This is a genomic window from Halococcoides cellulosivorans (assembly GCF_003058365.1).
Lineage (GTDB): Archaea > Halobacteriota > Halobacteria > Halobacteriales > Haloarculaceae > Halococcoides > Halococcoides cellulosivorans.
The window spans coordinates 1,759,891-1,779,217 of record NZ_CP028858.1 but is presented as its reverse complement, the minus strand read 5'-3'; the positions used below and the strand labels follow the sequence as shown (position 1 = coordinate 1,779,217).

Here is a 19,327-nt window from a genome sequence, read left to right as displayed (position 1 = left end):
GCACCGGCCCAAGGGAAACGTCTTTGCCCGAGACGGCCCCAGACGTCGGTATGACAACCGACGAGGTCGCGGCCGTCGAGTCCCGGCTGGAGACGGCCACTGAGGACCTCGACGCCGCGGCGACCGAACCCGATCTGGACGACGTCGAGGCAACCCTCGACGCACTGGGGGAGACGATCGAGGATCTCGGCGCCCGTGCCGAGGCCGCCGACGAGGACGAGAGCGAGGCTGACGAGGCCGAAGACGGCGAGGGCGATGACGCCGCGGCCAGCGAGGCCCCGGACGAGACCGCCGACGCCCCCGACCCGGAGGCCGTCGAGGGTCTCTCCGACCGCCTCGACGATCTCCGAAGTGATCTGGACGATGCTCGTGGCCCGTACAGCGAGGACGTCGAGGGCGCGATCGACGACGTCGCGAGCACGCTTCGCGACACTCGATACACCGAGGCCGGCGCGGACGCCGTTGCCGACGCCGTCGAGACGTTTGCCGAGGCGGTGTCGACTCACGCTGGCGGCACGGTCTCGATCTCTGGCCCGACCGTCGCCGACGCCGCGGACGCCCTCGACGACGCGAGCGGTGCGGTCGCGGACGCCGGCCTCGATCCGGACGCCGACAGTGACGCGATCGCCGCGCTCCTCGACGCGACCGACGACCTGTCGGACAGCGTCGATGCCGCCGAAGCCTGGACCGATCTGGAGATTCGCGAGCGTCTCTCGCGTGACGGGTTTTACGACGTGCTCGACCCCGAACTCCGCAAGGACTTCCCGCCCGAATGGAACGCCGTCCGGGTGTATGCCGCTCAGTACAAGGAGACGGGCGACAGCGAGGCCATCGAGCAGATCCTCCTCGCGCTCGACGTCTTCGACAGCGAGTTCATGGAAGAGAACATCCTGAAGACCTTCGAGCGGATCGCCCCGCCCGAGGCGTTCGATGCCGTCCACGAGCGCGCCCAGAAGCGCGATCACAAAGCCATCGACGTGCTCGGCAAGATCGGTGACGACCGTGCGGTCGACACGCTGGTGAACTTCCTCGACGGCGCGCAACCGCTCGAACTGACGAGTCTCGACGCCCTCGGGGCGATCGGGAGTCCCGAGGCGACCCCTGACATCGTCGACCGACTGGGGGCCGACGCCGCGCCGGTCCGGTCTGCTGCCGCCCGCGCACTCGGACGGATCGGCGATCCGCGTGCGATCGACCCGCTGGCCGATCGGCTCGAAACCGACGACGCCGACGAGGTGCGCGCGAGTGCGGCCTGGGCACTCGTCCAGATCGGCACCGACCGCGCGCTCGACGCTGCTCGTCCGTACGCCGAGGATCGATCGCCACTGGTCGCGAGCGCCGCCGCCGGCGCGGCCTGATCGCGCCCACTCGATCGGCCCGAATCGCGCCCCTTTTGACCGTCTTGATCGAGGCCCGATCGTGGACAGCCGTATCGCTCGTGGGGCCTGGACGCTGCTCGTCCTGGCGGTCCTGCTCTGTGCGCTGTCAGCGAGTGGCGCGGCCGCTGCGGACAGCGGGTCGATCGTCGCGATCTATCCCGACCCGATCGCCGACGAGGACGCGGGCGAGTTCGTCGTCCTCGAACTCTCGGCCGAGGCAAACTACACCCTGAGTGACGGCGAGCAGACGATCACGATTCCCCCGAACGCGACCGGCCGGGTCGCGGTCACCGCCGCGCCGGAGCGGGTCCGCCCGTTCGTGGACGTGCCCATCGTCGCCGTCGATACCTTTCCCGCGCTCGCGAACAGCGGCGACGAAGTCGTCCTCCGGGCGGGCAATCGCACCGTCGACCGCGTCGTCTACGCGGACCCCGAGGAGGGCGCGATCGGTCGGCCCGTCGACGACGGCATTACCTGGCGACACGTCGACGCGACCGATCGCGACCCCGTGGTGGGCAGCGGTGGCCCCGCCGAGACGTTTCTCCTGCCCGACGCCGGGGGCCGAGTGTGTGAGGCGCTCTCGACGGCCGATCGTCGGATCGAACTCGCGGGGTATACGCTCACCTCGCGGTGTGTGACCGACGCGCTTGTCACGGCGGCCGACCGTGGCGTCCGCGTGACGGTCCTCGTCGAGGGCGATCCCGCGGGCGGATTCCCACCCGCGATGGCCGAGCGTCTGGATCGACTCGCCGCCACGGACGCGACTGTCCGTGTCGTCACGGGCTCCGGCGCCCCCTATCGGTACCACCACGCGAAATACGCCGTCGTCGACGACCGCGCGGTCGTGACCACCGAGAACTTCAAGCCGGCCGGCACTGGCGGTCACAGCTCGCGTGGCTGGGGGACGATCGTCACCAGCGACGCCGTCGTCGCGACTCTCTCGCGGACGATCGACGCAGACGCCGGGGCGCGTGGCGTCTCGAACTGGTCGGCCGCTCGTGAGCGAATCGACGTCGCGAACGGCAGTGCACCCGCCGCGACGGCGTATCCCGAACGTATCCCGCCGCGAACGGTCGACACCGAGCGGACGACACTCCTGCTCGCGCCCGACAACGCCGAACGCGCGCTCGCCGCCCGGATTCGGACGGCCGACCGCCGCGTCCTGATCGAACAGGCCGGGATCGGCGGCGTCGACGTGCCACTCGTCCAGGCGGCGATCGACGCCGCAGAAAACGGGACGCGCGTCCGGGTCCTCCTCTCGGCGGCGTGGTACGCCCGCGAGGAGAATCGTGCGGTCGTCAGTCGCCTCGATACGATCGCAGACCGGCGGGACCTGCCGCTGGAGGCGAAACTCTCCCGCCCGCACGGCCGCTTCGAGAAGATCCACGCGAAAGGCGTGGTCGTGGACGATCGCGCGTACGTCGGGAGTCTCAACTGGAACTTCAACTCGATCCGGAACAACCGCGAGGTCGTCGTCGGTCTCCAGGGCGAGGGCCCGGCGGCGTATTTCGCGCGGGCCTTCCGGGCGGACTGGGTCGGTGGGCGCTGGCGACTGCCGGTCGGCCTCGCCGCGGTCGCCACAGTCTGCTGGGTTGCGCTCGGGTGGGTCGGCCGGCGGATCGAATTCGAACAGGGATGACTCGGTGCGACCCGTCTCGGGTGTTCCGTGCTCGGTGGCGTCGGTGACCGACACCGTTCGACCCTTCCCAGGGTCAGGTTGAAGCCCGCCAGGCGACGAAGAACGATTAATGAGTACGACCGACGAGATTCGAATCGAGGGCGCGTACACCGATGCGCGCGTCTTCACCGACGACCTCGAAGACGACTGTCGCGAGCAGATCCAGGCGATGGTCGATCACGAGGCGTTCCGTGAGCCCGTGCGGATCATGCCCGACGCCCACCCGGGTGCGGGTGCGGTCATCGGCTTTACCATGCCGCTGGGCGAGCGGGTCTGTCCGAACACCGTCGGCGTCGACATCGGCTGTGGCATGACCGCGCGGCGTCTCGGCCGGCCCGCGACACTGATCGACAGTCTGGGTGACGAGCACGCCATGCGTGAGATCGACGACCGGATTCGAGCGGCCGTCCCGATGGGCCAGAACACCTTCGACGACGTCGCGACCGATCAGGATTACCACCTCGTCGATGACTTTCCGTGGGATCGCTGTGAGAAAAAACTCCAGACGCTGAACGAGACGCTGGGGACCGCGATCGACGCCGACTACGGCAAGGCGTATTTCCTTGACCTGTGTGATCGGATCGGCTACGACGTCCGGCGTGCGATTAGCAGTCTGGGCACGCTCGGCGGGGGCAACCACTTCGTCGAGGTCTCGCGATCGCGCGAGACCGACGACGTCTGGGTCGTCGTGCATTCGGGATCGCGCGGGATCGGTTACACGATCGCCGAGTACTGGCAAGAACAGGCCCACCGGGCGTGTGACGATCGCGCCGGGCGGATCCGCAAGCGCCTGCGATCGGATCCCGACATCGAGCCCGCATTCTACGCGTTCGACCTGGATGCGGTCGACGACAGGGACCTGCTCAACTGGGTCCAGGGCGGGATGGGCGCTGACTGGAAACGCCCCGACGCGGTCCGCGCGGCGAAAGAGGGCTCGGCCATCGAGGCGACGATGGATCGCCTCCGCGACATCGCGACGATCGCCCGCGAGGAGACCGACGGCGACGACCTCGACTATCTCGAGGGCGACCAGCGTCACGGCTACCTGCGGGATATGATCTTCGCCCAGACGTACGCCGCCGAATCCCGTCGACGGATGGTGGATGCGGTCGTGGACGTGCTCGACGCGCCCGCCGCGAGCGACGACGACTACATCGTCTCGACGCACAACTACATCGACGCCGAGGACCTGATCGTCCGCAAGGGCGCGACGCGAGCGCACGCGGGCGAGCGCGGGATCGTCCCGTTCAACATGCGCGACGGCGCAGTGATCATCGAGGGGCGGGGCAACGAGGCCTGGAATCTGAGCGCCCCGCACGGTGCGGGTCGGCGCGGGTCGCGCCGGTGGGCCCACCGCGAGTTCGATCTGGCGGCGTTCGAGGCCGCGATGGACGGTGTGTTCTCCACCTCGATCCGCGAGTCGACGATCGACGAGGCTCCGATGGCCTACAAGGACAGCGACGCGATTCTCGACCGGATGACGCCGACCGCACGCGTGATCGACGAACTCACGCCCGTCCTGAACCTGAAGGCGACGTGATCGTCGTCGGTATCGACGAGGAGTCCTCGGGTCTGCGAATTTTCAGCATCGAACTCATACCAGCACCGCGAGCACGCGCAATCGCCGGTAATCCGCGATCCAGGTCCCGTCCTCGAAGCACTCCTCACGGAGGGCGTCCTCGGCATCGCCAACTACGGCCGCCCGCGTCTCCTCGTCCAGATCCCCGAGGAGGTCCTCACAGAACATCGCATAGAGGTTCCGAAGCCCCTCTTCGCCGCCCTCCAGCGGCGTCGGGCGATCGAAGTGCCGCGCGAGTCCCACCTCGAAGCCGTGGGCCTCCAGGCGCGTAGCGTACTCACCGATCGTCGGAAAGTACCACGGCAGCGTCACGTCGTACCCGCGTGCGGCCAGTGCGTCGACGAGTGCTCCGTTGATCGCACTGACGTTGCCGGCTCCGCCGAACTCCGCGACGAACCGCCCGTTCTCGCCCAGTGCGTCGGCGACGGTCTCCAGCACTGCGTCCTGATCGTCGATCCAGTGGATCGCGGCGTTCGAGAAGACCGCGTCGTAGGATCGATCGGGCGTCCACTGGGTCGCGTCCGCCACCTCGAAACTCGCGTCGTGGCGCTCGCGGGCGGCCGCGATTATCGACGGGTCGGCGTCGATGCCGTGAGCGGTCGCCGTCTCGTCGATTTCGGCGGTCAACTCGCCCGTGCCACACCCCAGATCCAGAATCTCCTCCCCTGCCGTGGGGCCGAGCAGTTCGACGACGGAGCGACCGTACTCGTGGACAAACGAGTGATCGTCGTACGCGTCGGGGTCCCAGTCGGTGTCGGCCATGGGCGAGGCTGGCGTGGGGTGGGTTTGGCCGTTGTGGTCGCCGCCGCCCGGGAAGGGAGCGCTTTTTGTCGTCGGGCCCGCCGTCACAGCCAATGAGCGACGCGCCCGACCTTCCCGATCCCGACGACCTCGATTACGAGGCGCTGGGCCTGACGGCTGGCCTGGAGATCCACCAGCAACTCGATACCTCGACGAAGCTGTTCTGTCAATGCCCGACGCGCCTGCGCGACCCCGAGGACTCCTCTCGACGGATCCACAGATATCTCCACCCCACGAAGAGCGAACTCGGCGAGATCGACGCCGCCGCGCTCGAAGAGAGTTCGGTCGAACGCGAGTTCGAGTACCTGGCCTACGACTCGACCTGTCTGGTCGAGGAAGACGACGAGCCACCCCATCGCGTCGACGAGGAGGCGCTCGACGTCGTGCTCAAGATCGCCGCGCTGCTCGACATGGACCCCGTCGATCAGATCCACACGATGCGGAAGATCGTCATCGACGGGTCGAACACCTCGGGCTTTCAGCGCACGATGCTCGTCGCCTTCGGTGGGGCGATCGAGACGCCCCAGGGCCCCGTCGGCATCGACGATCTGATGCTCGAAGAGGAGAGCGCCCAGCGCGTCACCGAGACCGATCAGGGCGTGCGCTACTCGCTCGACCGCCTCGGCATCCCGCTCGTCGAGATCGGGACTGACCCCGACATCTCGACGCCCGAACAGGCCCGCGCGGCCGCCGAACGCATCGGCATGCTCCTCCGCTCGACCGGGAACGTCAAGCGCGGACTCGGGACGATCCGCCAGGACGTCAACGTCTCGATCGCCGAGGGCGCGCGTATCGAGATGAAAGGCGTCCAGAGTCTCGACGATATCGAAACGCTGGTCCGCAACGAGGCCCGTCGCCAGGTCGTCCTCCTGGATATCGCCGAGGAACTCCAATCGCGCGACGCGGCGGTCCACGAGCCCCAGGACGTGACGGACGTGTTCGCGGACACCGACAGCGGTGTCATCGCCGGTGCGATCGAGTCCGGCGGTGCGGTCCACGCCGTTCGCCTCGAAGGGTTCGACGGGTTGCTCGGCCGGGAGGTCCAGCCCGATCATCGGCTTGGCACCGAGTGTGCCGATTACGCCCGCCGTCACGGCGCGGGCGGCCTGTTCCATACGGACGAACTGCCGGCCTACGGTGTGAGCGAGGCGGAAGTCGCCGATCTGCGCGATGCCGTCGATGCCGACCCCGCGGACGCGGTCGCGCTCGTCGCGGACGACCCCGAGACGGCCGCGACGGCGATCGAGGCCGCCGCCGACCGCGCTCGCGCGGCGATCGCGGGCGTCCCCGAGGAGACCCGCGACGCGAACCCCGACGGCACCTCCTCGTATCTCCGGCCGTTGCCCGGGTCGGCACGCATGTACCCCGAGACGGACGTGCCGCCGGTCGAACCCGATCCGGGCGCGATCGAGACCCCCGAACTCCTCACCGAGAAGGTCGAGCGGTACGTCGAGGAGTACGGCCTCGATTCGGGTCTCGCCGACCAGGTCGCCTATGGCCAGCGCTGGTCGGTCTTCGAGGACGCGGTCGCCCGTGGCGTCGATCCCGCGCTCGCGGCCCGGACCGTCGAGTCGACCGTGACGGAACTCAGCCGCGACGACGTCCCGGTCGAGGCTCTCGACGCCGAGCACTTCCTCGCCGTCCTCGATATGGTCGCCGACGACGAGTTGGCGAGCGAGGGCGTCCCCGACCTGCTCGAAGCGCTCGCGGAATCGCCCGACGCCGACGCCCGGGAGCTGGCCGAGGAGGCCGGACTGGGCAGTGCCGACGAGGGAACCGTCCGCGAGGCCGTCCAGCGCGTGATCGACCGCAACGCCGACCAGGTTGCCGACGAAGGTATGGGCGCGTTTTCGGGCCTGATGGGCGAGTGCATGGGCGAACTCCGCGGGAAGGCCGACGGCGATCTGGTGAGTGACGTGCTCCGCGAGGAGATCCAGGCCCACGCGGAGTGAGCGCTTCCATGACCGCGCTCGACACGGCCGAACTCCGGCGTCGCTTGCCCGCCGTCGCGTTGATCGACGACGAGCGCCTGGCGCGAGCGGTGCTGGGATGCTCGGCACAGGCCCCCGAATACTTCTGGAACGTGCCGGCGTCGGCGGGCGAGTACCACCACCCCGCGTGTCGCGAACCGCGGGGGCTCTGGGCGCACACGCTCCTGGTCGCGACCGTCGTCGACGAACTCGGCGATACGTATCTGGAACAGGGGCGGATCGACGCCGACGGGCGTGACGAGGCCATCGCCGCCGCGATCCTCCACGATCAGCGCAAGTACGGCGGTGACGACGAACTGGACCGATCGGCCCACAGCAATCACGACGAACGCATGGCACGGGTGATCCGCGAGACCTCGGCGCTCCCGGATCGGATCGCCGACGCCGTCGCCGCGCACATGGGCCCCTGGTACGCGGGGCCCGCGCCCGAAACGCCGGTCGAGGATCTGGTCCACACCGCCGACGTGATCGCGTCTCGCCCGTCGATCACGCCATCCCTGCCCGAACCCGTCCCCGCAGAACTCGCGGATCTCGATCTCCCGTCGGTGCCCGTCGATCGGTCGTGAGGTGCTCTTCGGATTCTATTCCTCGGAACAAGAATTATATCTTTCAAGCCGGTACAACGGGTATGGGTGACTCGGAATCGAGCGGCCCGCCACCGTTCGACGATCCGTTCCAGGGCGAAGACGTCGAGCAGCGGATCTACGGGACGATTCTGCAGACGCGAGAGCCGACGACAGCGAGTGCGATCGCCGATCGAGTGGAGTGTGGCCCCAAGACCGCCCGAAAGTATCTCGACTGGTTTGCCGACCTGAGTGTCGTGACTCGCTACGAGGGACGACCGACGACCTACGAACGCAACGACGCGTACTTCGAGTGGCGACACGTGGACCGCCTGGCGAGCGAGCATTCGATCGAAGCGCTCCGCGAGCACGTTCGTGACCTCACAGATCGGATCGACGCCTACGAGCGCCGATACGCAGCGGAGGGCCCCGAGGCGGTCGACGCCGTCGGCGCTGCCGAGGATACCGACCTGACGATCGACGAGGTGTATCGTGACCTCTCCGAATGGGCCACAGCCCGCAAAGAACGCGAGCGATACGAACGCGCTCGACGGCAGCGATCACGGGGGTCGCGCGATTTCGCGACCGGGTGACCGATGGCCTTCTCACTCCGATGTGGCTGGTGGTGGCTCCCGATCGCCCCGCTTCCGGTTCTCACCGCGTTCGTGACTCTCGTGGCACCACAACCGGTCAGCCTGCGACTGATCCCCGTGGTGTATTTCGCTTCGATGGTCCTGATCTTCGCGTCGCCGTATTTCGTCCACCGTGATCGACGAATCCTCGCCGAACACACCGAGTGGACGCCCTCGAAGTGGTTCTATTACATGCCGCTGCTCGCCGTTCCGTTCCCGATTCTCTACGTAATCCGGCGGTATCGAACCGTCGAGAACTGGTGACCGGTCGCGGATTGGTATCTTGAGCAGTCGCTATCCAGGGGTTGGACTGCCCCCGCCGGAGCGACTCACACCCCACAGACCCCGCGCAGATCCTCCAGCGAGTCGATGTCCCAGGTCGGCCAGACGTTCAGATCCCAGTTCCGCCGATGGGGCCGCCGGATGAACGCCGAGTCGATGCCCGCGTTCTCGGCGGCCTGGATGTCGCTTTCGTTGTCCCCGACGTACAGCGCCCGCCGGGGATCGAGGTCTGCGAGCGCGCGATCGAGGTAATGGGAGTTGGGCTTGCGCAACTCCAGGCTCTTGACCGTCGCTTCGCGGCCGTAGGCCGTCTGAAACATCCGATCGAGGTCGAAGTGATCGAGCAGGAAATCGACCGTCTCCTGTTGGTTGGAACTCACGATGCCGACCGACACGTCCAGATCGCCCACCACGCTGACGTCGCCATACGGCGTCTTGCGGCCCTGTCGCGCCTCTTCTTGCTGGGCCTGCGAGACGGTGTGGTCGCGCGTGCGCCAGAACCGACCGCGGTCGAGGCCGTACCGCTCGCAGACGCGATCCACCTCGGCGGGGGTCGCGCCGATCGTCATCGCCTCCACGTCGTCGGGATCGGGATCGGACACGTCGAACAGCCGGAACGTCTTCGCCGTCGCCCGTCGGAGCACGTCGAAACTCGTGCGCCCGACGAGGACACCGTCGTTGTCGAAGACGACGGTATCGTAGGTCATGCGGTGGGTACGACCGCCCGCAGTATAAACGCTTCAGTCGCGGGTCCGCTCGCGAATCCGTCGGAAGATCCCCCGGAGCGTCCGCACTTCTCGCCCCGTCGGATCGGCTCGACCGAGCACGCGTCGCCAGAGACGGGCCGTCTTCGCCCGTTTCTCTTCGGGATGGCCGACCGCTTCGAGGACGCCCGCGAACTCCTCGTGCAGTCCTTCGATCGCCCGTTCGTCGGCCCGGGCGTGCGGATCCTCGGGGAGTTGATCCCTGCCGAGGGTGTACTCGCGACACTCGTACAGCGCGATCGTCGCGGCCTGGGCGAGGTTGAGCACCGGGTACGACTCGCTCGCGGGGATCGTACAGACCTCGTCGATCCGGGCGAGTTCGTCGTTGGTCAGGCCCACCCGCTCGCGCCCGAACACGAGTGCGGTGTCGGCCTCGACGCTCGCCAACCGATCGGACAGGTCGGCGGCCTGCATTACGGGATACCGGACGTGTGAGCGATCGTCTTCGTTCGGAATCGCGGTGAACCCGATCGTGTGATAGCTCGTCGCGAGGTCGTCGAACGACAGTTCGGTCGCCTCGGGGAGCACGTCCTCGCGGGCCTGCCCGGCGAACGCGTACGCCTCGCCCTCGGGGTCCAGTTCGGGCGGGTCGACGAGGAGCAACTCCTCCACCGCGAAGTTCTTCATCGCGCGGGCGATCGACCCGACGTTGCCGGGCGTCTCGGCGTCCACGACGGCGACGGCGAGGCTCATCGGTCGTCGCCGGCCACCGGTTCGCGCAGGTAGTCGGGGTCGGCAAACGGTTCGTCTTCGCCCTCGACGGCGAGCACGTCGAGGGCGGTGACCTCCGCGCCGACGCCGAGTGCGCCCGCGAGCGAGGGCTCGGTCCGGCCCTCGTCGCTGGAGACCAGTTCCTTGACGTACAGTCCGCCCGCGCCGTGAATTTCAAGTTCTGCGTTTCGATCGCCGGTCAGCGATCCCGACGCGTCGTACACCTCCCGGGTCCGGACCTTGTCGGCGCGGCGGTGATCGACGCGCTCGGGCGTGCGCTGTTCGATCGTCGCGCCGTCCAGCGTCGCGAGGGCGTCCTGGAGGCCTTCGTCTTCGACGGGCGCGTCGAACGCCACGTCCATGCGATAGGTCTTCGAGGCGTCGAGTTCCTTGACTCGTGGGACCATCTCGTAGGTCGCCAGGGTGAGATCCTCGACCTCGACCGCTCCGTTGGCGAACTCCGCGATCTCTCCTTCGAGGGCGTCGGTGTCGACGGTTCGGCGCTGTGGCGCGTCGACTTCGATCACGAACGGCCGGCCCGTCCCCTGCATGGTGGCGTCGACGTCTTCGCGGCCCGCGCCGTGGAAGGTCGCACTCTCGCCGTCCATCGCCTCGCGGACGACCGGCGCGGTGAGTTGCTCGACGCTGCGGTCGTATCGATAGCCCGTCCCGTCGCACTCCGGGCAGTCGCCGCCGCGTTTTCGGCCCGACGCCCCACAGGCGTTACACGGCCACCGCGTCTGGGGAATCCCCCGTTCGAGTTTGCGATAGCGGCCGTAGACGAACGCGGAGTTGACCTGCACGTCGACTGCGTCGCTGGCCAGGTCGATCGTGACCTGCACGTCCGGGCGTTCGAAGTCGACCTCGGCGTCGATGCGCTCGCCCAGGCGCTTGCCGATCTCGCGGTTGAGATCGGTCTTCAGCGCTTCACCCGCATCCGGTTCGAGACCGACCTCCTCGCGGAGCAGGCGATCGTTCTCTTCGAGGAGGGGCGGGACGCGCGTCCCGACCTGGAAGGTCTCGACGTCGGCGGTGATCGCGGTCGCCCCGCGCTCGGCGAACACCTCGTATCGATCGCTCTCACCTTCACAGACCCAGCAGTCCTCGACGGCGAAGGCGTCGATCGGTTCGTCGTCGGTCAGTGCGATCGTCCGGCGCAACGCCCGACCGCGGTCGTCGTTCGTCAGCCCGTGGCTCCGATCGGCCACGAGGCGTCCGAGACAGGCGTCACAGACCGGCCCGGTCCCAATAGCGTCGCGAGCGATCGCGAGAACGTCCATGAAAACGAGTGGGCGTGACGGGGCTACTCCCTTTCGGGTTCGTCGCCGCGAGCGCGACGCCCGAGCAGGACGGCGCCGACGATCGCGAGGACGGCGGCGACGGGGCCGAACCCGGGGCCGAACCCGAGCGCGGAGGTCTCCGCGACGGCACGGATCTGCGTTCCAGTCAACGAGTCGGAACCCTCGCGCTCCCAGGTCGCCGTCGAGCCGTCGACTCGACCGGCGGTCGCGTTCGTGATCTCGCCGGGCATCTCGAGGCGGTAGGTCAGACTCGCGTCGTCGGTCACGCGGTCGTCGCTCACGAACGTCGCGTCCTCGTAGACGATCTGGCCGTCGGACTCGACGACGGTCAGGCCGTCGACGCCCGCGGGGTCGAGGCCGGTGAGCGTGACGTTGATCGTCACCTGCCCGTCGGCAAGTGACTCGTCGTAATCGACCGAGTCGACGGCCTCGTCGGTGACGTCACGTAACAAGTACGCACGCAGCGAGTCGTAGCCATCACTCTCGGCGGTCGACATCAATCGGTCGTACGTGCTGGCCGAGGTTTCGACCTGGACGTCGTAGGTCTCGACGGTCCCATCGCCTGCGACGTCGGCGGTCACGGCGACCTGTGCACAGCCGCTCAAAACGACCAGGACGACGAGGCCCGCGACGACGGGGCCCGCACGGCGGAGTGACATACACAGGCGACCGTCGGGCGCGCAATTCAACCTTCCGGTCGGGTTCCGATGCCACAAACTGATTAAGCGTCGGTGCCCTTCCCTGGGCTAATGGAAGAGAGCGTTTCGGGGTTCGAAGTGCGCGACGGCTGGGTCGAGGTCGTCGAGCACGGCGAACGGATCGCCCAGGCCCTCCGAGACGTCCGCGAGGATGCCGACCTCGACGAGTCGCTGATCGAGGAGTTCGAAGAGTGGCGACCGAAGACCGACGAGCGCCTCTCCGAGGACGTCAACGAGAAGACGGCCGACCAGGCCAGTATCGCGGAAGGATCGGGTGAGAAAGCCGGGAAGTCTCCGGACGAGGACATCCGCGAGGCCGGCGACCGTCTCGCGGAATCGTACGAACAACTCGAAGACGACCAGAGCGAGGCCGTCGAGAAGTGGGGTGAGTCGATCGATCACGTCCGCCGGGCCGCCGACACCGCGGGTCGAAAGGCGATCCGCGGCGTCGAAGACGCCGTCTACCGGAACGTCATGACCCGCGTCGCGCCCTACTATTTCGACAACGAACTCGTGAGTGCGAACATCCAGCGGTTGGACGACGAGCCGAGTTACGCGCTCGAAATCAACGTCAACGACGACGACGTGAAGATGCGCGTCTCGAATCAGTTGGCCGATTACGAGCAGGACGTGGACCGCTGGCACGTCAACACGCCGAAGACGACCGAACAGTCCGCAGCGGTCGAGGGTGTCGACCCGCCCGAGGAGAACGGCGACGACACCGCCGCAGAGACGAACTGACCGGCCGATCGGTCCCGACACTGACCCTCAGTCCATCGCGATGTACGTCTGTGTCCGCTCGACGCCGTCGATGGACTGGATCTGATCGGCGGCGACGCTTTTGACGTCCGCTGGCGAGTCGACGGCGACCCGAGCGATCAAATCGACGTCACCGGCGACGACGTGCACTTCCGTGACGCCGTCGATCGCCTCGATCTCACGTTTCAGCCGGTCGGCTTCTCCCGTGTTCGCCGTCACCATGCTGTAGGCGATGACCATTTCAGGCCCCTCCCATCGCGCGCTGTTCGCCGACGATCAGTCGTCTGACGTCGCCGAGCACGTCGAAATCACCCAGCACGACCAGCGAGTCGCCACTCGTAATCGTCACGTCGCCGTCTGGCAGGTCCACCGGTGCGGCCCCGGATCCGTACGCCAGGACGCGCGCGTCGGCGGGGAGTTCGACTTCGTCGAAGGTGTACCCCCGGATCGGTGCCCGGTCGGTGACCGTGTACTCGACGAGTTGGAGGTTCTCAGCGATGTCTGCGATGGCCAGACTGTCGCCACCGACGAGGGCGTTTTTCGCGGCGATCGCGCCCAGCCGTTCGGGATAGATCACCTCGTCGACGGCGTCGGCGTAGTTCCGGTAGATCGATTCCCGGTAGTCTTCGTCGATGCGCATGACGGTCCGACAGCCGTGGTAGTCACCGACGAGACAGGCCGCGAAGTTCGCACTCAAATCGCCCGTCAGGCCCGCGAGCCCGTCTGCGTCGGAGATGCCCGCCCGTTCGAGTGGGCCTTCTGTCGCGCCGTCGCCCACGACGGTCTCGAACTCCGCCTGGCGGGCCCGGTCGACCCGATTGTCGTCGCGTTCGACGAGCGTCACCTCGTGACCGCTCTCGCGGAGCGCCCGGGCCGTCCGGAGACCGACCCGACCCGCACCCACGATAACGTATTGCATACGGACCGATTCGACGGGGTCGACCATAAGTGTGGGTGCGCCGGTGGGGGTTGCCGTTCCCGACGACGCTCGCAGCGACGGCGACTCGGTGGACGGGTCACAACGAGACGTCGGTCTCGATGTCTTCGGCGGCCTCGTCGAGGCCGTCCTCTTTGATCGACGCCGTCAGCGATTCCGAGATGTCGGTGTCTGGCAGGACGTCCTCGTAGGCTGTCCGGAAGCGGTGGCTGACCGATCGGGCCTCACGACGCGCCCGGAGGACACCGATCGCACGATCGATCGCCGCCCGGTCGGCGTCGAGCGCGTCTGCGGCCCGGTCGCGGTCGTCGTCGGACACCTCGTCGATGGCGGTATCCGCGAGCGAGAGCGTCTCGGCAACCCGGTCCAGGTCGAGCGGACTGTCCGACTCACGATAGCAGTGCAGCGCCATCCGTGTCTCGAAGACACTCTCCGGATCGATCTCACAGGTCTCTGCGATGGTGGTGTCGTCGTCCCCGGCGTAAAATGCCTCGATCAGGGTCGCGACGGTGTCGTCGTCGAACGCGACCGACCGATCGAACGCGTCTTCGATTTGTTCGACGACGGCGAGGAGGTCGTCTCGGTGGTCGCCCTCGTCGGTGATCGATCCGTGGGTCTCCGATTGGGACTCGACGACGGTCTCGTCGTCGGCGACATCCAGAAAGATGTCGCGCAACGACTCGGTCTTCTCGTCCATCGGGCCGGATCACGGGAACCCGGACAGATAGCTCTGTCGGCCCTCGGGGATCCGCGGACCGACCGGCGTCCTCAGAGCCGATCCACGACGGCCTCGGTGAACGCCTCCGTTGAGGCGTCCCCACCCAGGTCGGCGGTTCGCGGGCCTTCTTCGAGGGTATCGAGGACTGCGGACTCGACGTCGTCCGCTTGCTCGTCGTACCCGAGGTGTTCGAGCAGCATCGACGCCGAGAGTATCATCGCCGTCGGGTTCGCGATGCCCTGGCCCGCGATGTCGGGCGCGGAGCCGTGGACGGGTTCGAACAACGCGTTGTCGTCACCGACGTTCGCACTCGGCAGGAGGCCAAGCCCGCCGACCAACCCCGCCGCGAGGTCGCTCAGCACGTCACCCGCGAGGTTGGGTGTGATGATCACGTCGTACTCCTCGGGGCGTGCGACCAGATGCATCGCGAGCGCGTCGATCAGTGCCTCGTCGTACGCCATCCCGTACTCGGCGGCGACTTCCTCGGCGACCTCGACGAACAGGCCGTCGGTCTTGCGCATGACGTTTGCCTTGTGCGCGACGGTCACGCGCTCGGCGTCGTGTTCTCTGGCGTACTCGAACCCGTATTCGAGGATCTTCCGGGAGGCCTCGCGGGTGACGACACGGGTCAGCGTCTTCGTGTCCGCGGTCACGTCGGCCTCGATGCCGGCGTAGACGCCCTGGGTATTTTCGCGCACGAAGGTCAGATCCGTCTCGGGCGCGACGGCGTCGACACCGGGGTAGGCTCGTGCGGGACGAACGTTCGCGAAGGAGCCGACCTCGCCACGGAGCGGGAGGATGATGTCCGCCGCCAGATCGCCCGCCGCACCGAACAGTGTGGCGTCGGCGTCACGGGCGAGTTCGCGGGTCCGCTCGGGCAGGGGGGTGCCCTCGCGGTCGTTGACGTGCTCGCCGGCCTCGCCCTCGACGAACTCGAACTCGGCGTCGATCGCTTCGAGGACATCGATCGCCGCGGGCATGACCTCCTGTCCGATCCCGTCACCGGGAATGGTCGCGATGGTGTGCATGTCCGCCCTCGGCGGGGCCCGGCTTTCAGCGTGTCGATCGCCGGAACTGTGTGGATCGACTGTCGTGGTTCAACCGTTCGGCTTCGCGCTCACAAGGCTCCGCGGTCACCACGACTCGCCGCTCGCCAGATCGACGTCTGCGGTCGTTCGATCGGAGGGACAGCGCTCGGCGAGCACACAGTCCGCACAGTCGGGCGACCGTGCGGTACAACTCGCCCGCCCGTGGCTGATCAGCAGGTGGGTCAGCGCCTGCCACTCCGCCTCGGGGACGATGGCCATCAGTTCCTCTTCGATGGCCTCGGGACGCTCGGCGTCGACCAGATCCAGTCGGCGGGTCAACCGCTGGACGTGCGTGTCGACGACGACCCCTTCGACGACGTCGTGGCCGTGCTGGAGGACGACGTTCGCGGTCTTGCGCCCGACGCCGGGAAGGTCGGTCAACGCCGCCATCTCGTCGGGCACCCGGCCGTCGTGGTCGTCGCGCAACTGTTCGCCGATCCCCTGGAGGTAGCCTGCCTTCTGGTTGTGGAAGGTCACCCCGTAGATGGCGTCGGCCAGCGTGTCCTGACTCGCGGCGGCGTAGTCCGCGGCGGTCCGGTAGGCGTCGAACAACTCTGGCGTGACCTCGTTGACCCGCTCGTCGGTACACTGCGCGGAGAGCACGACCGCGACGAGGAGTTGGAGGCGGTTCTCGAAGTCGAGTGAGATCGTCGCGTCGGGGTATTCGTCGTGGAGTCGGTTGAGCACCCACTCCATGCGCTCGCGGCGCTCGGCGTCGTCGGCCATACAGCGTGTTCGAGCGCGGGCCCTTCACGCCGTCGTCCGCGACAGACGAAACCGACACGCTCAAAGGAAGCTGAAGGTTCAACTATACAATGACGGTCCGGGAGACGGTGCGGGCGACGCCCCGCGTGTTCGGGTGGGTCGACCTGGTGGTCGGCGTCGTGGTCACCGTCGTTTCGATGCTCACTCTCGCAGCGACGGGGACCCTGTTCGAGCGGCCGTTCGTGGGACTCGCGCTCGGTACGGCACTGGTCTCGATCGCCGTGTCTCCGGTGCTCGTCGCGATCTACCGGCCGGTCGTCGAGGGTGGGTCCCGCGGGCCTCGCGAGGCGATCGGAGCCGTTCGCGAGTGGTACGGACCACTGTTGATCACGAACGCGATCGCCGCCGTCGCGGGACTCGCGCTCGCGGTCGGCACGATCGGTGGGTGGATGATCGTCGACACTGTCGTTCGGGCCGTCGGGTACGCCACGGCGGCACCCACTCCCCGACGGTTCGGATTTGCCGGGCCGCTCATCGGAACGTCGGGCTCCGTACTCCTCTTCGTCGTCGCGCTCCCGCGGTTCGCGGACGTGCTGGTGCTCACGACCGACGTCGACCCGAGGCGCGCGTGGTGGGCCAGCCTCGTCGCCGTCACACGCCGTCCCCTGAGCACGCTCGGATATCTCGCACTCGCCTCGGGGTTCGTCCTCGCGGCGCGTCTTCTCACCGAGGGGGTCGCTGGATCGACGTTGTGGCCGGCCGCCGCCGTCGGGTGGGTGGGGCTGGTGACGATCGGTGCTGGACTCCACGCCACGTTCGTCGATCGGACGCTTGCTCCGGCACTGGAGGCCGGCCCCCCGTCGCTCCCCGTCCGTCGCGTCGCGGTCGCCGCGATCGTGGTCCTGGCGACGATCGGTGGGGCCAGTGCTGTCCGGGTCGCAGACCCGCTCGTCGACGATACCGATATCGAGTCACTGCCGGACGATCCCGATCGCGCGTACGAGGTCGCTATCCAGAACACGGCCAGTACCGATCGGTGGGTCGATCTGTCCGTCAGGAACGCGTCGACCGGCTGGACGCTCACGAGTCGCATCGGCATCGATCGAGACGATCGCCGACTCCGTGATTGCCATGCGGTCTCTGTCAATTCCGATGGCTACTGTAATTATTTCGGCGAGACGATGTGGGCGTCTCGTTTCTCCGCATCGCTGTCGAACACGTCCGATAGATCGGTGTCTGCGTCGGGCGAGTGGGCGGTCCATCGATTGCCTGGGTACCCGTCTGCCGAACGGGAGGGCGCCTTTCACGAACCGATTCACTGGGTCGAGAGCACCGAGACGACAGTCGTCGATTCGAATGCGACTCGATCGGTGTATCTGGTCGACGGTCTCGACGGGCCCCGACCGGACGGTCTCGTCGTCGGACACCGCTTCGACGAGCGTGCCAGCATCGATCACACTGCCCGGGTGACTGTCGACCGTGAGCGCGGTGTCGTCGACCGTGTGACACACCGGTACCGCACGAGCAATCGGACGGTCCGCGTTCGGGCCGACTATCGCGAGATCGGGACTGCCGACGTCGAACGCCCGCCCGGGATCGGTCCCCGGTCCCCCGTCGAGTGGCTCTGGGACGTCATCATCTACTGACCGAAACGCTTTGGCCCTGGCGCGTGCCATCGCCTCCATGCCAGGCCCGGTCTTCGTGCGCGGTGAGACGGTAACACTGCACTCGATCGAACCCGAGGACGCCGAGACGGTCGCGTCGATGGTAAACGATCCAGAGGTCTGGCCTTCGCTGGCGGTCTCAGAACCCCACTCCGCCGCCGACGAGCGCGACTGGATCGATTCGCTCTCGGAGGCCGACGGCCATCACTTCCTGATTCGCGTCGACGAAGCGACGGTTGGGGTCATCGGACTGAACCACCCCGACCCGGTCTGGGGCCACGCCGAACTCGGGGTGTATCTGCGACCCGACGCCCAGGGCAACGGCTACGCCGCCGACGCTATTCGCCGGGTCTGTCGCTGGGCGTTCGAAGACCGACGGCTCCACAAAATCTTCTCGAACGTCTACGAGACGAATCCGGCCTCGAAACGAATGCTCCAAGCGGTCGGATTCACCCACGAAGGTACCTTCCGCGAGCACGCGTTCGTCCGCGGCGCGTACCGCGACGTCGAGCGGTACGGACTACTCGCGGGTGAGATCGTCGACGCCGAGTAACCTCACTCCAGATGCGCGGCGGTCCGCCGGTGTCGATCCCGGAACGCGGGTGCGAACCCGACGACCGCGATCGGAGAGAGCGTCCGCCCGACCGCGCCACCGCGGAGCGCGTACTCGACGTGATCGGTAATCTGCGTGCCGCCCTCGACCGCCTCGAACCGATGTGTGTGTCGCCAGCGCGCGAACGGGCCGCCCGAGAACGTATCGACGAAGTGGCCCGACTCGTCGTCACGCTCGCGTTCCACGATCGTCGTCTCGACGCGCTGGCGCGGCCCGACCCCGAACGGGCGGACCGAAATCGTCGCACGCGTGCCCACGTCCAGATCGTCGATCGCGCGCTCGCCGTCGGGCCCTTCGACCGACTCGATGCGGAGGCCGACGAAATCGGGGGTGAGCGCCTCCAGGCCCTCCAGGGAGTCGTGAAACGCCCAGACGTCTTCGAACGGGGCCGCGACGACAGCAGAGCGCTCGTAGGTCGCCATACGTGACGATTGGTCCCCACGCGCATACCCCTGGTGGCGGGG

The 19,327-nt window shown here is 67.6% G+C and carries 21 protein-coding genes; 10 read left to right on the top strand and 11 right to left on the bottom strand.

All coding sequences use genetic code 11. The annotated features are described in order from the left end of the window. Positions 1 to 50 precede the first annotated feature (50 nt). From HARCEL1_RS08765 to HARCEL1_RS08755, 3 genes are all read left to right on the top strand, one after another. Positions 51 to 1,358 carry a HEAT repeat domain-containing protein gene (locus HARCEL1_RS08765; protein ID WP_108382494.1) on the top strand — a complete coding sequence of 436 codons (1,308 nt, stop codon included), beginning with the start codon at positions 51 to 53 and terminating at the stop codon, positions 1,356 to 1,358. Positions 1,359 to 1,419: 61 nt separating this feature from the next. Then, entirely contained in the window at positions 1,420 to 3,018 is a 1,599-nt protein-coding gene (locus tag HARCEL1_RS08760; protein WP_159077074.1) for a phospholipase D-like domain-containing protein, read from the top strand. A gap of 109 nt (positions 3,019 to 3,127) precedes the next feature. Next, entirely contained in the window at positions 3,128 to 4,597 is a 1,470-nt protein-coding gene (locus tag HARCEL1_RS08755; RefSeq protein WP_108382489.1) for an RtcB family protein, read from the top strand. A 54-nt stretch (positions 4,598 to 4,651) separates the two neighbouring features. Here HARCEL1_RS08755 and HARCEL1_RS08750 read toward each other — a convergent pair whose 3' ends face one another. Continuing rightward, positions 4,652 to 5,398, bottom strand: a complete 747-nt coding sequence (locus tag HARCEL1_RS08750) for a class I SAM-dependent methyltransferase (protein WP_108382487.1) — start codon at positions 5,396 to 5,398, stop codon at positions 4,652 to 4,654. Between the two features lie 92 nt (positions 5,399 to 5,490). Between HARCEL1_RS08750 and gatE the strand changes: the two genes are divergently transcribed. The 4 genes from gatE to HARCEL1_RS08730 all read left to right on the top strand — a co-directional run bounded on the left by gatE (position 5,491) and on the right by HARCEL1_RS08730 (position 8,887). After that, on the top strand, positions 5,491 to 7,389 hold the full coding sequence (gatE, locus tag HARCEL1_RS08745; RefSeq protein WP_108382484.1) for a Glu-tRNA(Gln) amidotransferase subunit GatE: 1,899 nt from the start codon (positions 5,491 to 5,493) through the stop codon (positions 7,387 to 7,389). Positions 7,390 to 7,397: 8 nt separating this feature from the next. Continuing rightward, positions 7,398 to 7,994, top strand: coding sequence for an HD domain-containing protein (locus HARCEL1_RS08740; RefSeq protein WP_108382481.1), 597 nt, complete (start codon positions 7,398 to 7,400; stop codon positions 7,992 to 7,994). A 62-nt stretch (positions 7,995 to 8,056) separates the two neighbouring features. Beyond that, a complete protein-coding gene (locus HARCEL1_RS08735) occupies positions 8,057 to 8,584 on the top strand; it encodes a DUF7342 family protein (protein WP_108382479.1) in 528 nt (175 codons plus the stop codon). Between the two features lie 81 nt (positions 8,585 to 8,665). Continuing rightward, positions 8,666 to 8,887 (top strand): hypothetical protein, encoded by a 222-nt coding sequence (locus HARCEL1_RS08730; protein WP_159077073.1) that lies wholly within the window; start codon positions 8,666 to 8,668, stop codon positions 8,885 to 8,887. A 65-nt stretch (positions 8,888 to 8,952) separates the two neighbouring features. Here the strand turns inward: HARCEL1_RS08730 and HARCEL1_RS08725 are convergent, their stop codons facing one another. From HARCEL1_RS08725 to HARCEL1_RS08710, 4 genes are read right to left on the bottom strand one after another with little or no spacing between them, the layout of a single operon-like run. Then, entirely contained in the window at positions 8,953 to 9,612 is a 660-nt protein-coding gene (locus HARCEL1_RS08725) for an HAD family hydrolase (RefSeq protein ID WP_108382475.1), read from the bottom strand. A 33-nt stretch (positions 9,613 to 9,645) separates the two neighbouring features. Beyond that, positions 9,646 to 10,362, bottom strand: coding sequence for an RNA methyltransferase (locus HARCEL1_RS08720; protein WP_108382473.1), 717 nt, complete (start codon positions 10,360 to 10,362; stop codon positions 9,646 to 9,648). Then, entirely contained in the window at positions 10,359 to 11,660 is a 1,302-nt protein-coding gene (locus HARCEL1_RS08715) for a tRNA pseudouridine(54/55) synthase Pus10 (protein WP_108382471.1), read from the bottom strand. The genes HARCEL1_RS08720 and HARCEL1_RS08715 overlap by 4 nt, the downstream gene beginning before the upstream one ends. Positions 11,661 to 11,683: 23 nt before the next feature. Next, the gene (locus HARCEL1_RS08710) at positions 11,684 to 12,340 is read right to left on the bottom strand and encodes a hypothetical protein (protein ID WP_108382469.1); all 657 of its coding nucleotides are present in this window, start codon (positions 12,338 to 12,340) and stop codon (positions 11,684 to 11,686) included. Positions 12,341 to 12,430: 90 nt separating this feature from the next. Here HARCEL1_RS08710 and HARCEL1_RS08705 point away from each other — a divergent pair, with 90 nt between their 5' ends. Then, positions 12,431 to 13,120: a DUF5828 family protein gene (locus HARCEL1_RS08705; RefSeq protein ID WP_108382467.1), complete on the top strand. Its 690-nt coding sequence runs from the start codon at positions 12,431 to 12,433 to the stop codon at positions 13,118 to 13,120. A gap of 27 nt (positions 13,121 to 13,147) precedes the next feature. Here HARCEL1_RS08705 and HARCEL1_RS08700 read toward each other — a convergent pair whose 3' ends face one another. The 5 genes from HARCEL1_RS08700 to nth all read right to left on the bottom strand — a co-directional run bounded on the left by HARCEL1_RS08700 (position 13,148) and on the right by nth (position 16,607). Continuing rightward, positions 13,148 to 13,378, bottom strand: a complete 231-nt coding sequence (locus HARCEL1_RS08700) for an Lrp/AsnC family transcriptional regulator (RefSeq protein ID WP_108382464.1) — start codon at positions 13,376 to 13,378, stop codon at positions 13,148 to 13,150. Between the two features lies 1 nt (position 13,379). Beyond that, positions 13,380 to 14,057, bottom strand: a complete 678-nt coding sequence (locus HARCEL1_RS08695; protein ID WP_108384182.1) for a potassium channel family protein — start codon at positions 14,055 to 14,057, stop codon at positions 13,380 to 13,382. 97 nt (positions 14,058 to 14,154) lie between these two features. Further along, entirely contained in the window at positions 14,155 to 14,772 is a 618-nt protein-coding gene (locus tag HARCEL1_RS08690) for a conditioned medium-induced protein 4 (RefSeq protein WP_108382462.1), read from the bottom strand. Positions 14,773 to 14,843: 71 nt separating this feature from the next. Next, a complete protein-coding gene (locus HARCEL1_RS08685) occupies positions 14,844 to 15,821 on the bottom strand; it encodes an isocitrate/isopropylmalate dehydrogenase family protein (RefSeq protein WP_108382460.1) in 978 nt (325 codons plus the stop codon). Positions 15,822 to 15,926: 105 nt separating this feature from the next. Next, complete coding sequence (gene nth, locus HARCEL1_RS08680) at positions 15,927 to 16,607, bottom strand: endonuclease III (RefSeq protein ID WP_108382458.1); 681 nt, start codon at positions 16,605 to 16,607, stop codon at positions 15,927 to 15,929. Positions 16,608 to 16,696: 89 nt separating this feature from the next. On the opposite strand from nth, the gene HARCEL1_RS08675 reads away from it, so the two are divergent. Both HARCEL1_RS08675 and HARCEL1_RS08670 read left to right on the top strand, forming a co-directional pair. After that, positions 16,697 to 18,232: a hypothetical protein gene (locus HARCEL1_RS08675; protein WP_108382456.1), complete on the top strand. Its 1,536-nt coding sequence runs from the start codon at positions 16,697 to 16,699 to the stop codon at positions 18,230 to 18,232. A gap of 37 nt (positions 18,233 to 18,269) precedes the next feature. Continuing rightward, entirely contained in the window at positions 18,270 to 18,803 is a 534-nt protein-coding gene (locus tag HARCEL1_RS08670) for a GNAT family N-acetyltransferase (RefSeq protein ID WP_108382454.1), read from the top strand. A 2-nt stretch (positions 18,804 to 18,805) separates the two neighbouring features. Here the strand turns inward: HARCEL1_RS08670 and HARCEL1_RS08665 are convergent, their stop codons facing one another. After that, complete coding sequence (locus tag HARCEL1_RS08665; protein WP_108382452.1) at positions 18,806 to 19,285, bottom strand: SRPBCC family protein; 480 nt, start codon at positions 19,283 to 19,285, stop codon at positions 18,806 to 18,808. Positions 19,286 to 19,327 lie beyond the last annotated feature (42 nt).

Bases quoted from the DNA above. Each gene is read 5' to 3' on its own strand.
- HARCEL1_RS08765 (WP_108382494.1), top strand. From the start codon at position 51: ATGACAACCGACGAGGTCGCGGCCGTCGAGTCCCGGCTGGAGACGGCC.
- HARCEL1_RS08755 (WP_108382489.1), top strand. From the start codon at position 3,128: ATGAGTACGACCGACGAGATTCGAATCGAGGGCGCGTACACCGATGCG.
- HARCEL1_RS08750 (WP_108382487.1), bottom strand. From the start codon at position 5,398: ATGGCCGACACCGACTGGGACCCCGACGCGTACGACGATCACTCGTTT.
- gatE (WP_108382484.1), top strand. From the start codon at position 5,491: ATGAGCGACGCGCCCGACCTTCCCGATCCCGACGACCTCGATTACGAG.
- HARCEL1_RS08740 (WP_108382481.1), top strand. From the start codon at position 7,398: ATGACCGCGCTCGACACGGCCGAACTCCGGCGTCGCTTGCCCGCCGTC.
- HARCEL1_RS08735 (WP_108382479.1), top strand. From the start codon at position 8,057: ATGGGTGACTCGGAATCGAGCGGCCCGCCACCGTTCGACGATCCGTTC.
- HARCEL1_RS08725 (WP_108382475.1), bottom strand. From the start codon at position 9,612: ATGACCTACGATACCGTCGTCTTCGACAACGACGGTGTCCTCGTCGGG.
- HARCEL1_RS08720 (WP_108382473.1), bottom strand. From the start codon at position 10,362: ATGAGCCTCGCCGTCGCCGTCGTGGACGCCGAGACGCCCGGCAACGTC.
- HARCEL1_RS08715 (WP_108382471.1), bottom strand. From the start codon at position 11,660: ATGGACGTTCTCGCGATCGCTCGCGACGCTATTGGGACCGGGCCGGTC.
- HARCEL1_RS08710 (WP_108382469.1), bottom strand. From the start codon at position 12,340: ATGTCACTCCGCCGTGCGGGCCCCGTCGTCGCGGGCCTCGTCGTCCTG.
- HARCEL1_RS08705 (WP_108382467.1), top strand. From the start codon at position 12,431: ATGGAAGAGAGCGTTTCGGGGTTCGAAGTGCGCGACGGCTGGGTCGAG.
- HARCEL1_RS08700 (WP_108382464.1), bottom strand. From the start codon at position 13,378: ATGGTCATCGCCTACAGCATGGTGACGGCGAACACGGGAGAAGCCGAC.
- HARCEL1_RS08695 (WP_108384182.1), bottom strand. From the start codon at position 14,057: ATGCAATACGTTATCGTGGGTGCGGGTCGGGTCGGTCTCCGGACGGCC.
- HARCEL1_RS08690 (WP_108382462.1), bottom strand. From the start codon at position 14,772: ATGGACGAGAAGACCGAGTCGTTGCGCGACATCTTTCTGGATGTCGCC.
- HARCEL1_RS08685 (WP_108382460.1), bottom strand. From the start codon at position 15,821: ATGCACACCATCGCGACCATTCCCGGTGACGGGATCGGACAGGAGGTC.
- nth (WP_108382458.1), bottom strand. From the start codon at position 16,607: ATGGCCGACGACGCCGAGCGCCGCGAGCGCATGGAGTGGGTGCTCAAC.
- HARCEL1_RS08675 (WP_108382456.1), top strand. From the start codon at position 16,697: ATGACGGTCCGGGAGACGGTGCGGGCGACGCCCCGCGTGTTCGGGTGG.
- HARCEL1_RS08670 (WP_108382454.1), top strand. From the start codon at position 18,270: ATGCCAGGCCCGGTCTTCGTGCGCGGTGAGACGGTAACACTGCACTCG.
- HARCEL1_RS08665 (WP_108382452.1), bottom strand. From the start codon at position 19,285: ATGGCGACCTACGAGCGCTCTGCTGTCGTCGCGGCCCCGTTCGAAGAC.